11 protein-coding genes are annotated in these 13,332 nt (G+C 37.4%); 4 read left to right on the top strand and 7 right to left on the bottom strand.

Translation table 11 applies throughout. The features are described 5' to 3' along the window. Positions 1-117: 117 nt before the first annotated feature. Complete coding sequence (locus NV377_RS22800; RefSeq protein WP_258203119.1) at positions 118-705, top strand: hypothetical protein; 588 nt, start codon at positions 118-120, stop codon at positions 703-705. A 91-nt stretch (positions 706-796) separates the two neighbouring features. Here the strand turns inward: NV377_RS22800 and NV377_RS22795 are convergent, their stop codons facing one another. The 3 genes from NV377_RS22795 to NV377_RS22785 form a co-directional block, all read right to left on the bottom strand. Next, a complete protein-coding gene (locus NV377_RS22795) occupies positions 797-1,801 on the bottom strand; it encodes an inorganic phosphate transporter (protein ID WP_258203118.1) in 1,005 nt (334 codons plus the stop codon). Between the two features lie 23 nt (positions 1,802-1,824). Then, positions 1,825-2,442: a DUF47 domain-containing protein gene (locus NV377_RS22790; protein ID WP_258203117.1), complete on the bottom strand. Its 618-nt coding sequence runs from the start codon at positions 2,440-2,442 to the stop codon at positions 1,825-1,827. Positions 2,443-2,608: 166 nt separating this feature from the next. Beyond that, positions 2,609-3,670 (bottom strand): DUF3048 domain-containing protein, encoded by a 1,062-nt coding sequence (locus NV377_RS22785; RefSeq protein WP_258203116.1) that lies wholly within the window; start codon positions 3,668-3,670, stop codon positions 2,609-2,611. A 166-nt stretch (positions 3,671-3,836) separates the two neighbouring features. On the opposite strand from NV377_RS22785, the gene NV377_RS22780 reads away from it, so the two are divergent. The 3 genes from NV377_RS22780 to NV377_RS22770 are packed head-to-tail and all read left to right on the top strand — an operon-like array spanning position 3,837 to position 7,694. After that, positions 3,837-4,946, top strand: a complete 1,110-nt coding sequence (locus NV377_RS22780) for a GerAB/ArcD/ProY family transporter (RefSeq protein WP_258203115.1) — start codon at positions 3,837-3,839, stop codon at positions 4,944-4,946. Next, on the top strand, positions 4,927-6,525 hold the full coding sequence (locus NV377_RS22775; RefSeq protein ID WP_258203114.1) for a spore germination protein: 1,599 nt from the start codon (positions 4,927-4,929) through the stop codon (positions 6,523-6,525). The genes NV377_RS22780 and NV377_RS22775 overlap by 20 nt, the downstream gene beginning before the upstream one ends. Positions 6,526-6,527: 2 nt before the next feature. After that, positions 6,528-7,694 carry a Ger(x)C family spore germination protein gene (locus tag NV377_RS22770; protein WP_258203113.1) on the top strand — a complete coding sequence of 389 codons (1,167 nt, stop codon included), beginning with the start codon at positions 6,528-6,530 and terminating at the stop codon, positions 7,692-7,694. Positions 7,695-7,796: 102 nt separating this feature from the next. On the opposite strand, the gene NV377_RS22765 is transcribed toward NV377_RS22770, so the two are convergent. The 4 genes from NV377_RS22765 to purH all read right to left on the bottom strand — a co-directional run bounded on the left by NV377_RS22765 (position 7,797) and on the right by purH (position 13,204). After that, a complete protein-coding gene (locus tag NV377_RS22765; protein ID WP_258203112.1) occupies positions 7,797-8,624 on the bottom strand; it encodes an alpha/beta hydrolase in 828 nt (275 codons plus the stop codon). Positions 8,625-8,908: 284 nt separating this feature from the next. Then, the gene (locus NV377_RS22760; protein ID WP_258203111.1) at positions 8,909-9,748 is read right to left on the bottom strand and encodes a polysaccharide deacetylase family protein; all 840 of its coding nucleotides are present in this window, start codon (positions 9,746-9,748) and stop codon (positions 8,909-8,911) included. A gap of 615 nt (positions 9,749-10,363) precedes the next feature. Further along, positions 10,364-11,629 carry a phosphoribosylamine--glycine ligase gene (purD, locus tag NV377_RS22755; RefSeq protein WP_258203110.1) on the bottom strand — a complete coding sequence of 422 codons (1,266 nt, stop codon included), beginning with the start codon at positions 11,627-11,629 and terminating at the stop codon, positions 10,364-10,366. Between the two features lie 27 nt (positions 11,630-11,656). Next, on the bottom strand, positions 11,657-13,204 hold the full coding sequence (purH, locus tag NV377_RS22750; protein ID WP_258203109.1) for a bifunctional phosphoribosylaminoimidazolecarboxamide formyltransferase/IMP cyclohydrolase: 1,548 nt from the start codon (positions 13,202-13,204) through the stop codon (positions 11,657-11,659). Positions 13,205-13,332: the final 128 nt, after the last annotated feature.

The raw sequence follows: 13,332 nt of genomic DNA, 5'->3' as shown, positions 1-13,332 counted from the left end.
AAGCCTTTCCCCGTCAAATACCCAAATATTCACCAACAATCTAGGCATATGTCCAATCCATATAAATGCCTAGACCATATACTGTATGAATCATAATAAAAAAGGTTGTGATTCAAAGTGAACGCTTCCCCTCATGGTCAGAATTATGCATATCGTAGAAACCCAACTCGGACAATTCATGCTTCAACCTTTCAACCTCAACAATTCGGTCATTCACATGGCTACACCGTGATTCCGAGTCAACATAGTGGATATTCAACAACTTCGAATATTCAAAATGCTACGTCAACTTCGCAAGCTACTCTACCAGCAGCAACTACAACAGATGTAGCTACAACTCCTCCAAAACCTAATAGTAGTGGATTCAGCTTAGCGAGCTTGACGAAATATGCCAATGTTGACGAATTGAAAGGTTTAGTAGATCGTTTTGGTGGACTTGATGGTATTCTGTCAACTGTTACTACTGTACAAAAGGTTGTTAGTACTGTCGGTCAAATTGCTCCAATGGTTAAAGTCTTTGCAGGTACGATGGGAAAAGGAGCTAAAAACGCTGCTGCCGAAACAACTACCACTCCTGCACGTCGTCGTTCCACATCTAATCGAACAAAACGAAATAGAACGACAAATAGCAACAGAAGAACTTCCTCTACACCATCAAACAGAAAATCCACTCCGTTAATGAAGCGACAGGGTGGTAATCGTTAAGGTTCAAAGAATTTCTGCAATGAAAAAAGTATCACTTTAATCAGATTTTTTCTGATTGAAGTGATACTTTTTATCGTACAACCTATTATTTCTACATGAACAAGAATTTATATATCCAGAAAATAACCATAGACAATCCCGCTGTAATCGGAATTGTAATAAACCAGGCAATAACGATTTTACCAGCTACGCCCCATTTCACTCCCGAAACACGCTTCGCACTACCAACACCAAGAAGTGACGATGTAATAACATGCGTTGTACTTACAGGAAGATGTAAGAAGGTTGCCGTAATAATAACCAATGCCGATCCCATATCCGCCGCGAACCCATTAATAGGTTCGATTTTGAAAATTTTCGTGCCCATTGTTTTAATAATTTTCCAGCCACCTACAGAAGTTCCTAATGCCATCGCAGTAGCCGCCGAAATTTTAACCCATAAAGGTACGAAATCCGCAGTATCTTGAACACCAGCAGCAACAAGGGCAAATACGATAATCCCCATTGCTTTTTGTGCATCATTTGTACCATGTGCAAAGGATTGGAACATCGCTGTAACAACTTGCGCCGAACGAAACCCTTTATTAATGGAATGTGGATTAGATCTTGCAAAAATCCTTTTCAATATAAACATTATGATGAAACCAATTGTAAATGCAATAAGTGGTGAAAATATTAATGCTTTAAAAATGTCTAGTACGCCTGACATATTCAGACTATCGAAACCAGCACCAGCAATTACTGCCCCTGCTAGCGCCCCGATAAGAGCATGAGAAGATGAGGAAGGAATTCCAAACCACCATGTTACTAAGTTCCAAATAATTGCACCAATTAGCGCACAAATAACGATTTCAACACCAAATTCTAGTTTTGTTGGATCGGCAACACTACCACCAATCGTTTTTGCAACTCCTGTAAAAACCATCGCACCAATAAAGTTCATAGATGCTGCCATTAGAATTGCAACACGCGGCTTAATGGCACGAGTAGATATAGAGGTTGCTATCGCATTCGCCGTATCATGGAACCCATTAATAAAATCAAATGCTAACGCCAGGAAAACAACAATAAACAATACATATAATTCTATTTCCATCTATCTGACCTCTGCTCTCCCGCTTAGCTGTTACGCATCACGATAGTTTCAAGTGTATTTGCTACATCTTCACAGCAGTCAGTTGTTTGTTCAAGACGCTCATAGACTTCCTTACGCTTAATTAGCTCGATAGGGTCAGTAACATTTGCAAATAATTGAGTTACACTTATACGAAGCAAATCGTCACCTTCATTTTCAAGACCATGTATTGCAATATTATGTTCACGAATCGGAAGAAGCTTCTTAACAGTAAGTAAATTAATAGCACTTTTGATTTGATGTGCAGAGCGAACAAGGATATCTGCAAATGCTGTTATGTGATCATCTTTTTCTTTAATATGATACATTAAGAAACGAGTACTTGTCGCTTCAAGTCCATCCATTACATCATCCAGGGAAGTTGTCAAAGCCATAATATCTTCGCGCTCAATTGGTGTCATAAACACTTTATTAAGTTCACTTAGAATCGTATGTGTGTATTGATCGCATTGGCCTTCATAATCTTTCATACGCTTCACGAATGTTTCTACGTCTGAAAGATCAGTAACGCCCTTCGCGAAATATTCTGCTGCCTCAACAATTGTATCCGCCATTTCTTCAAAGGTTCTGAAGAAAATATCTTTTTTCGGTTTCTTAAACATGTCAATCCCCTTATCAGCTATAAGATAGTAGCATACAACAATTTCATTTGCCTGCCATGAAATAGTGTAACCTAGAATTGTTAACGGAATGTAAACATTCATGAAAAATTAATATTTTTTTTCATGTTTTTTATCGAAATTTGTCGATAATGTCAACATACCGCTACTATTCCCATATAACGTGTTCAGTAATTGGTTTATCTTTTGGTAGTATATGGATAATGCTTTTCCCTTTAGCTAGACTAATCTCCATACCATTTTGAAGAAATCGGATCATGCCATCTTCTGCTCTAATCCAATTTCCTTCTATTGTATTACCATGATTAATAATAAGAGCATCGCCACCACTATCTAAATCAACTGAAAGTCTTCCTTCATTATCAAGCACTTTATGCTCAGCCTGAATAAAAATTAGGTTTGTTGTAGATATTTGCTCGTCATTATTTTTATCAATATGAGGTTCATCATTAATACTACGTAAATATGTACCTTTAATATCATCATATTGATAACCTACTCGATAACCTTTCAATTGGAAATTCACTTCTATTTGTTTAATTGCTCCAACTTGTGGCTCCGTGTCTTGTTCATCAAATTTATATCCTGTTACGTAAAGTTCCGTTTGATATGATTTTTTGTTAGCTCCTTCTCTAAGTTTCTTTAGATTCGTATATAAATTATGAGGCGCTTTACGATCCTTACTTCTCCAAAAGTAAGAACCAGCATTCGAAATTTCGTCTAAGTAAGACTTTTTTTGTCTTTGTAAAATGGCATAAGCATCATTGCTTGCACCAGCGTGTGCGATAATCGCACCATAACTACCCGCGAGATCAATAAAGTATGGACGGTTACTTCGCACAGGGCCTATATTAAATTCATTCTCTACAGTACTTTGGAATAATGCTACTAATCTTGTAATACCACCTTCAGCAAGCACTTCCCATATAACATCTGCCTGACTTAGACCGCTTTGTGGTCTAGCAGGTGCAAGATTGTTAATTAGTACTACAATTGGAGCACTTTTTGCTGCTTCTTCTAACCCCATACCAGTAAATGCAGCTTTAAAGGCTGGTGCAGATAATGTGGGTGTTGGAGTAACTTCCACAGTTGGACTCGTTACTGTTGGGGGAACATTTATTTCCGTACCTGCGGACCCATTACCACAACCGACTACACTAATAGCTAGCAAAACTAATATGCCTAACTTTAATCGACGAAACTCCTTCATTACATATGCCTCCTATTGGCGAAAAAAATATTATTCCATAGTTCATCATAATTTCTATTTAATCACAGTTTTTTCGGGATGTCTCCACAATTTTACTGTTTTTCTGACTAAAAACGAACCTTTATTGACAAGATAATGGAATCATTGGTTATTGGAGGCATGTAACTTGGATCAGCAGAGGGGAAACATTACAATATGGCTCTCTATTTCAATCATTATTTTAAGTGCTGGTATAGTCGCGCATGTTATGTCTATACCTGTAGTTCTCAATGTAGCTGGTCGCGATTCTTGGATCGCAGTCATTATTGCAGCTCCATTTTTTATTGTCTGGTTTTTGATCTATAACTATCTCATCAAACAATTAAACGGCCAATCCTATATTGAGTGGACCAAACAACATTGGGGCAATATGGCTAGCTGGATAGTTAAATTCGTATTAGCTTTTATATTGTTTTTTTCAGGGTTTTATAGTCTTCTCGATACTATGATGTGGGCAGTAACTACATATATGGTACAAACTCCTTTCATCGTCGTTTCTTTGGTAGCAACAATTATTTGTGTTTTAGCTGCCTACTGTGGTCTACAATCGATTGCCATTGTTGCATCATTACTACTACCTATCGTTATTTTCCTTGGATATTTCGTTGCTTTATCTAATACGAAACATAAAGATTGGGATTTGCTTTTCCCGATCTTTGATAAGGGTTATATCCCAGCGATTAGCGGAAGCTTGTACATCATCTCTGCACTAATGGAAATATGGGTTATTATGCTTTACTCTCACCATATTAAGCAGAAAATGAAATGGTGGCAAACGGTAATACTCGCACTCTTTTTGTTAATGATGGTCTTGGGACCGTTAACAGGTGCTATTACCGAATTTGGTCCTGATGAAGCTTCAAAACAAAGACATACAGCCTTTGATCAATGGAAAATATTATCTTTAGGAGAGTTCCTACAGCATGTTGATTTTTTATCTATTTATCAATGGCTATCCGGTTCCATTGTGCGCATATCCATCTCCATGTATCTAATGGTTGACTTGTTTCAAATTAGAAAAAATAACTATAGATTATTATTTCTTTGTTTAGCTGGAGCAGCTATGATTGCCCTCATGTTTTTACCTTGGACAGAAGATAATATGTTGAGTCTACTCCAACATATTTACTTTCCAGGGTTACTAATATTCGTATTGCTATTTACCCTTCTTATTGGAGCATCTATATATATCATTCGTGTAAAGGAGCGACGTAACAATGAAGGATCAACTAGTTGAACTTACAGAAGAAGCGTTAAAAGATTACTTTAAGCTTTGTGAAGATGTCATAATAGTGAACAAAACATATGGTAATACTGAATCAACAAGTAGCATGGGCTCTTATAATAAAGGAACCAAACAGCCGATGGATCGTACTTCTTCACCATTTCGTAATAGTATGTCCTCCTCTCCTCATTCTGGATATAATAACTCTTATCAAAAAAAGGAGGATGGTAAGCAAGTATTTATCGTTTTTTCTGACGTTGTCATAGATAGTAAAATGCTTAGCGAAACGATCTATCCGGAGTTAAATCTCATCTATGAAAAATCAAAGTTCACAAGTATATCTGATATTCAAAATGTAACGTTATTGAATTGGTCGACCATCAGTTTTCCTGATGAGCCTATTACTCTAAATCAATTTTCAGCTTTATTATTTGAAGGGAATTTTATGTTTATCGTCCCTGAGCTACAAGCTATTTGGACCATTAATATATCTAATATTCCTAAACGCTCAACAGAAGATTCTGTTTCAGAACCATCAATACGAGGACCTCGTGATGGACTAATTGAAGATATTAGTTCAAATGTTGCGCTAATTCGTCGTAGAATTCGTAGTCAACACCTTGCCTGCGAAACCTTTACTTTAGGCACTAGAACTTCAACAAAGCTTGCATTAATGTATATGGATGATATCGCCAATGTAGAGACGATCAACAATATACGATCAAAATTAGAAGCGATTCATGTCGAACAAGTTGTCTCAACTGGTAACTTGGAAGAGCTTATTTCTGATCAATCGTATGTTCTTTTTCCGACAATGGACTACTCAGGTAGACCAGATTTTATTGCAGATAGTTTGCTTAATGGAAGATTTGCCCTTATATTAGACAACAATCCAACAGCTATTTTAGCTCCTGCTAATTTTCTGTTGCTAATGAAGTCTCCTGAGGACAGTTATTTCCCACTACTATCTTCAAATATCGGTCGGCTATTGCGGTTAATGGCTTTATTATTGACTATTTTCCTTCCATCGTTCTATGTGGCAATTACAACATTCCATCCCGACCAAATACCTTTCGCATTGCTAGCTACCATTTCTACTTCACGGCATGGATTACCTTTGGATGCTGGTCTAGAGATGGTCATCATTATGTCTTTGATGGAGTTACTGCGTGAGGCAGGAATCCGTCTCCCTAGTACAGTTGGTCAAACATTAACTGTAGTTGGTGGACTGATTATAGGGGACGCTGCTATACGAGCTGGTCTTGTATCACCCATTATTATCGTTGTTACTGCTATTACCGTAGTTGCTAGTGCAACGCTTGTCAATCAGTCCATAAGTAGCACTGTCGTTATGATTCGATTCTTCGCATTTCTATTCGGAACATTTCTCGGAATTTACGGGTTTATTTTATCAATTATTTTGTTCTGCTTATATTTATCAACGATTCGGTCTTTCGGTGTTCCTTACTTGGCTCCTTTATCACCATTAGATTTGCGTGGATTGATGCCCACCTTGTTTGAAGTTCCCTTACGATGGATGAAGAGAAGGCCTAGCTTCTTGCATACGCAAAAACCTAAAAAGGATGAATAACGATGTATGTAACGAAATGTACATTTCTATTAAAAACGATACTGCTCTGCACCTTATTTCTACCACTAACTGCTTGCTGGAGTTCGATTAGTATTCAGGATCAATTATATATTTCTGCAATGGGAATAGACTACAAGGATGAACAATTCACTATATATGCCCAAATGTTTGATTTCAATAGTATCTCCCGTAGTGAAGGAGGAGCAAGGAGTTCTCCTGAAGAATCTACTTTTATTGGAAAAGGATATGGCAAAACAATGAATCAAGCGGTCTTCAATATGTATCAAACGTCTCAAGAACATGTCGAATGGGGACATATGGGAGCTGTCGTTGTAACTGCCAAAGCAATGGAGCAATTAGGATCAACCATTGTCGAGCGATTATATCGTTCGCCGAGCACTCGGTATAATACTTGGTTATATGTAACCGAAGAACCCATCGAGCAAATATTTGCGACTGCATCATTTTTCAATATGACATCTCTATTCACGATTCTTCATAATCCTACCGGTAATTATGAACAAAACTCTATATTTCCACCTACATTGATGTTCAAATATATTGTTAATAGTAACGAAAATGATCGTATTATATATGTTCCTTGTATAGGAATTAATAATTCTGCATGGCTTCAGTCAGATAAGCCAATAGGAGTCCTTACAGTTAAAGGCGCTTACTTTGAGTCTTCTGCTAAAGAAACGGGGCTATTTAAGCGTGAACAATTGAAAGGGATACAATGGCTAGACGAGAAATTCAATCGAGTAACTTTAACTGTTCAGAATGAAGAAACTGCTTACGCCAATCTCACAATTTTTCAGCCTAAAATTAAAGTAAAACCTTTACTTAAAAATGGGGAAGTGAAATTCAAAATAACTGCTAAATATCAAGCAATTATGCAGGAGTATATTGAAGAAATTTCTTATGAGGAACTGGTAAAGCTTGCTGAAGATCAAGTAAAGAAAGAAATAATGTCTATCTATACACTCGGTATAGAAAATAAATTAGATCTTTACAGCCTCATGCACCCTTTCAGAATGAAATACCCAAAACAGTGGGTAACTATGACTGATAGAGGGGACAACTTTATTCTGAATGAAAACTCTATAGAAAGCTTGGATGTGCACATACGTATTCCAAGTAATGGGAAATATAAGCGAAGAATTCAATAACTGCACCATATGAACACTATTTTCCACATCTAAAGTTCCATTTAACCAAATAAAAGGACGATATCACGAAAGATATCGTCTTTTTGTTTAAAACAATAATTTCTATATGGACCAGTTCAACCATTGTTGCTTCTGTTCTTCTAATTTCTTAAGCCAATTTGCCGTTACCTCAATTACTTCTTGTTGATGTTGGTGACTGGAGTAAGTATGGTTCGCTTGGAAGATAATTTCCTTATCGCAAATTCCATCTCCACGTGTCCAAAATACTTTCTGATATAAGAAGCCATAATCTGCTGGAATAGTGTCGTCACTTGTGCCATGTACGACAAGTACATCTCCACCAAAACGTGTCGCAGCTTGAAGCGGCTGATGTTCCATTAATGAATCGAAAAATACAGGTGATAAAGAGTAACCAAGGTGGTCGGTAGTACCTGTTGTATGTGCTTCGTCAAAGCTCTTTCGTCCAACGATACGTACAATATCATTGAATGGATAACCTACTGCGGACCATAATATTAGTCGTTTCACGCGTTTGTCTTTTACTGAAGTCATGATCGCTATTGCGCCACCTAGGCTGTGTCCTAATAAAGTAACTCTAGCAGGGTCAATACAATCTAGATCAGTTACATAATCTAAAATCGATCTAGTCTGATCAATCATAGAGTCGAATCCTAACTGACCATAGTTTCCATCACTTTCACCGCAGCCAGCGTAATCAAAGCGCATTACATAATTACCTTGCTTTGCTAACTCTCTAGCAGTTTTTACAAATAGTCTATCTACACCGATTCTACTACCTACGAAGCCATGGCATATAACTATAACTGGCTTCTTTCCTTGATCTGATACTTCATGTGATTGATGAATAGGATAATGCAAAGTTGCAGTAAGGCTAAGTTCACCATGATGAATCGTTAATTGTTTTTCCACTGCTATCTCCTCCTAAAACTTTTTGTAAGTCTCTATCCAACAAAAACTAGCTACGAAAGCATTAATCTAAATTTTCGTGAGTTAATCTATATTATTCCGACCTGTATACTATGAATTATATAATAATTAGAATATCATCAAGTGCTCTCTCTGTCAATATTTATGAAACCCATATTGTAAACTGCTATATTGAAAAACAAAAAGCTAGCATACAGAACGAACATTCTTTACACAAGAATATTTATTCTGTATCTAGCTTTATAATTAATTTATTATAATCTATATTATTCCAACTCATCAATTGTAACAAATATGTATCCTAACTCTTCTAGTCTATCAATAACCGTTGGTAATAGATTTACTGTATTGGCTACATGCTTACTTCCAAATGAATGAAGCAATATATTACCACCATCTCGAGCATTAGTCAAAATATTATCTAGCATATCGTCAACAGAAGTACCATCCCAATCACGCGGATCAATATTCCAAATAACAACTTTCTTGCCGTAAGACTCAAGATTCGCTCTAATCTCATCATTAATAGCCCCATAAGGCGGTCTGACGATTTCAGGTGTATAACCGATGATTCCTTCAATCTTTTTATCCGTGCTATCAATCTCTTGCTTCAATTGATCAGTTGTTAATTTCGTAAAACTAGGATGTGTATAGGAATGATTCCCTATCATATGTCCTTCATCTTCCATCCGTTGAACAACTTCAGGATACTTATTCACTTGAATACCAACAACAAAAAAAGTAGCCTTCACATTTTTCTCTTTCAAAATATCTAATATTTGCGGAGTGTATTTCAAGTCTGGACCGTCATCAAACGTGAGTGCTATTCGCATCGTTTTTTGATCTCCTTTATTTGGCTTTTCTTCCTCAGGAGGTGTAGCATGCTCAGATACAATTTTCTCTTCTTCAAAATCTACAATAAGGTCTGGAAATAATGTTGATACCGGAGAACCTTCTACTTGAGCAGGAGGTGGTCCTTCACTATTAATTTCACTCTGATCAATTGGAGCAATCGCTGGAAAATATGAACAAGCTGATATAACGATTAGCAATACAAATAAGATCGCGATTTGAAATGACTTGAAATAGAAGTTAGATCGTCTCATAGTACTCATCCTCTATTCACTAGTATTCCATTCAAATGCATTTTGTACTAGTCCCTATCATTACCCGCTATTAATAAATTCGAATCATAGCAAGAATCTATTACACTAAGTAATTTTCAATAGACACTATCCATAGTATAACATAGATTTATGAGAAAATATTAATCTTTCTACAAAAACTCATTATTAAATATTATCCATTGACTTCTGAAAATTTTTGTATGTTTTTTTATATCATTATGAGATTCGAGATGACTTTTATCCGCACAAAAACAAATAAAGCTGCTGTTACTTTCACAAGTGAAAACAACAGCAGCTTTTATTTTTAGAGTAATTAATTTAAGTAAATGTTCGCTTCATCGTCGATGTCGAGTATGCTACGTTAGCCTATTCTTCGTTATCAAAGTTCGCTTTTTGAACTACAGCTTCCAATAAAGGTTCAAAAAGCGGGCTTTCAGAATCGAGAAGATGAAACGCTACTTGCGGAAGGAGGAAACGCAAATGTACGTTATTGGTACATGCATACCGGACTTCCCAAGTTTGTTTCATATTCGATGTCGAATAAGCTACTTCAGCATGATCATCGTTATCAACGTCCGCTTTTTGAACTACCTCTTAAACTAAAGCTTTCATAGCAATATCAGTCCGACTCTGCATACCCTCAAACTGAATACTAGCTACTGCATCGTATGCATGTGCTCGAGCAGCTTGAATATTTTCACCGAGACCTACAACACCAAGAACACGACCGCCATTCGTTACGAATTGACCATCTTGCATCGCTGTTCCAGCATGGAATACTAGAGCGCCCTTCGCTTCAGCTGTTTCAAGACCAGTAATTACTTTTCCTTTAGGATAGTTCGCTGGGTACCCTTCCGAAGCAATAACTACACATACTGCAGCATCATTGTTCCACTCAATCTCAAGATTAGCTAACGTACCGTTCATTGCAGCTAGCACGATCTCTAATAGATCAGTTTTTAGACGAGGTAATACCACTTGAGTTTCCGGATCACCCATACGAGCGTTAAACTCAATTGTCTTCGGGCCATCTTTCGTAATCATCAAACCTGCAAATAATACTCCGCGGAATGGACGACCTTCGCTTACCATTGCTTTTGCAGTTGGAATAATAATGTTCTCAATTGCTTCATCGATGATACTTTGCTGGATATGTGGAAGTGGCGTATACGTACCCATACCACCAGTATTAGGACCTTTATCACCATCAAAGATCGGCTTATGATCTTGGGCAGGAACCATTGACTTAACCGTCTCGCCATCAACAAATGCTAGAATAGACATTTCTTGACCAGCTAGAAATTCTTCGATAACAACTTGATTACCAGCATCACCGAATACTTTCTCTACCATAATGGAACGAAGTGCTTCTTCCGCTTCTTCAAATGATGCAGCTACCGTAACGCCTTTACCAGCCGCTAGTCCATCCGCTTTAATAACGATAGGAAGATCTTGTGCTTTCAAATATGTTAGTGCAGACTCAAAGTCTGTAAATGTCTCATATTTAGCTGTTGGAATATTATATTTCTTAAGTAAATCCTTCATGAAGATTTTGCTTCCTTCAATTTCAGCTGCTGCTTTATTTGGACCAAAAGCAGGAATACCCGCAGCTTCAAAAGCATCTACAATACCTTGTGCTAACGGATCATCTGGACCGACAAACACAAGATCGATACTTGCTTCCTTAGCAAATGCAACAAGTTCGTCAAATTGGAAAACACCGATAGGTACACATTCCGCAATTTGAGCGATACCAGCATTACCTGGAGCACAATATAACTTACTAACTTTATCACTTTTGTTCAATGACCATACGATTGTATGCTCACGACCACCACTACCGATAACTAAAATGTTCATTGCAAAGAGTCTCCCTTCATTTTCAAATTAATGTTTGAAATGACGAACGCTTGTGAATACCATCGCAATGTTATTCGCATTTGCTACTGCAATAGACTCTTCGTCTTTAATTGATCCACCTGGTTGAATAATCGCAGTAATACCAGCTTTTGCTGCAAGTTCAACTGTGTCACCCATTGGGAAGAATGCATCGGAAGCAAGAATTGCTCCTTGAACATTTTCAGCAGCTTGCTCAATAGCAATGCGAGCAGCACCAACACGGTTCATTTGACCAGCGCCAACACCGATTGTCATATCATCTTTTGCTAATAGAATAGCATTAGATTTCACATGTTTAACAACTTTCCATCCGAATAGTAGTTGTTTCATTTCTTCTTCAGTTGGCTGGCGATCTGTTACCACTTGAAGATCTTCAATTTTAATATTATGAACATCGTTCTCCTGAACTAGCATACCGCCATCAACTGATGTTACTACCCAGTCTGATTGACGCTCACCAGCTGCTTGGAATTCACCTAGCTTCATAAGACGAATGTTTTTCTTCTTAGTCAGTATTTCAAGTGCTTCAGCAGTAAAGTCTGGGGCAATAATGATTTCAAGGAAAATGCTTCCTAGAAGTTCAGCAGTATCCGCACCAATTGTACGGTTAGCTGCAACAATACCACCAAAAATAGATGTTGGATCGGCTGCATAAGCTTTTTGGTAAGCTTGGTGAATATCGCTGCCAATACCTACTCCGCAAGGATTCATATGTTTTACCGCAACAACAGCAGGCTCTTCGAATTCTTTCAAAATAGCAAGCGCTGCGTTCGCATCATTAATGTTATTGTAAGAAAGCTCTTTACCGTGTAGTTGCTCAGCTGTTGTAATGTTTCCACTAGCTGCAAGAGGCTTTTTGTAGAAAGCTGCTTTTTGATGAGGATTTTCACCATAGCGCAAATCTTGAACTTTCTCATATGTTACTGTGTATGTTTCAGGAAGCGGATCACCTTGGATTTTAGACAAATAATCAGAGATTAGGGAATCGTAAGCAGCAGTGTGACGGAATACTTTAGCTGCAAGACGTTTACGAGTTGCTAGTGTAGTGTCACCGTCTGCTTTAATCTCTTCAACGATTCCAGCATAGTCACCAGCGTCAACAACAACTGTAACAAATGCATGGTTTTTCGCAGCAGAACGAAGCATAGTTGGTCCACCGATATCGATGTTTTCAATCGCATCTTCATAAGAAACATCTGGTTTTGCAATCGTCTCTTTGAATGGATATAGATTTACAACAACTAGATCGATATAATCAAGTCCAAGTTCTTCCATCGCTTTTTGATGCTCTTCACTATCACGAACAGCTAGTAAACCACTATGAACAGCTGGGTGTAAAGTTTTTACTCGTCCATCCAAAATTTCAGGGAAACCAGTAACATCAGAAATACCGATAACAGGCACCCCTTCTTTTTGAAGAAGGTTGAAAGTACCACCTGTTGAAATGATTTCAACACCTTGCTCTGTCAAAGCTCTTGAAAATTCAACGATTCCTGTTTTGTCAGATACACTAATTAACGCTCTACGAATTGCCACTATTTATTCCTCCTAAAATTTTTATAGCATCCTGATATACTACCAGAAAATAAAAAGTTACATCGTTACCAAACTCCTCGTGATCACGAGGAGATGTTTTGAACATAAGATTACAATGAAGGTTCAAA

The organism is Paenibacillus endoradicis (assembly GCF_024721975.1).
This window is presented reverse-complemented; position numbering and strand designations above follow the sequence as displayed.

Bases quoted from the DNA above. Each gene is read 5' to 3' on its own strand.
- NV377_RS22795 (WP_258203118.1), bottom strand. From the start codon at position 1,801: ATGGAAATAGAATTATATGTATTGTTTATTGTTGTTTTCCTGGCGTTA.
- NV377_RS22790 (WP_258203117.1), bottom strand. From the start codon at position 2,442: ATGTTTAAGAAACCGAAAAAAGATATTTTCTTCAGAACCTTTGAAGAA.
- NV377_RS22785 (WP_258203116.1), bottom strand. From the start codon at position 3,670: ATGAAGGAGTTTCGTCGATTAAAGTTAGGCATATTAGTTTTGCTAGCT.
- NV377_RS22775 (WP_258203114.1), top strand. From the start codon at position 4,927: ATGAAGGATCAACTAGTTGAACTTACAGAAGAAGCGTTAAAAGATTAC.
- NV377_RS22770 (WP_258203113.1), top strand. From the start codon at position 6,528: ATGTATGTAACGAAATGTACATTTCTATTAAAAACGATACTGCTCTGC.
- NV377_RS22760 (WP_258203111.1), bottom strand. From the start codon at position 9,748: ATGAGACGATCTAACTTCTATTTCAAGTCATTTCAAATCGCGATCTTA.
- purD (WP_258203110.1), bottom strand. From the start codon at position 11,629: ATGAACATTTTAGTTATCGGTAGTGGTGGTCGTGAGCATACAATCGTA.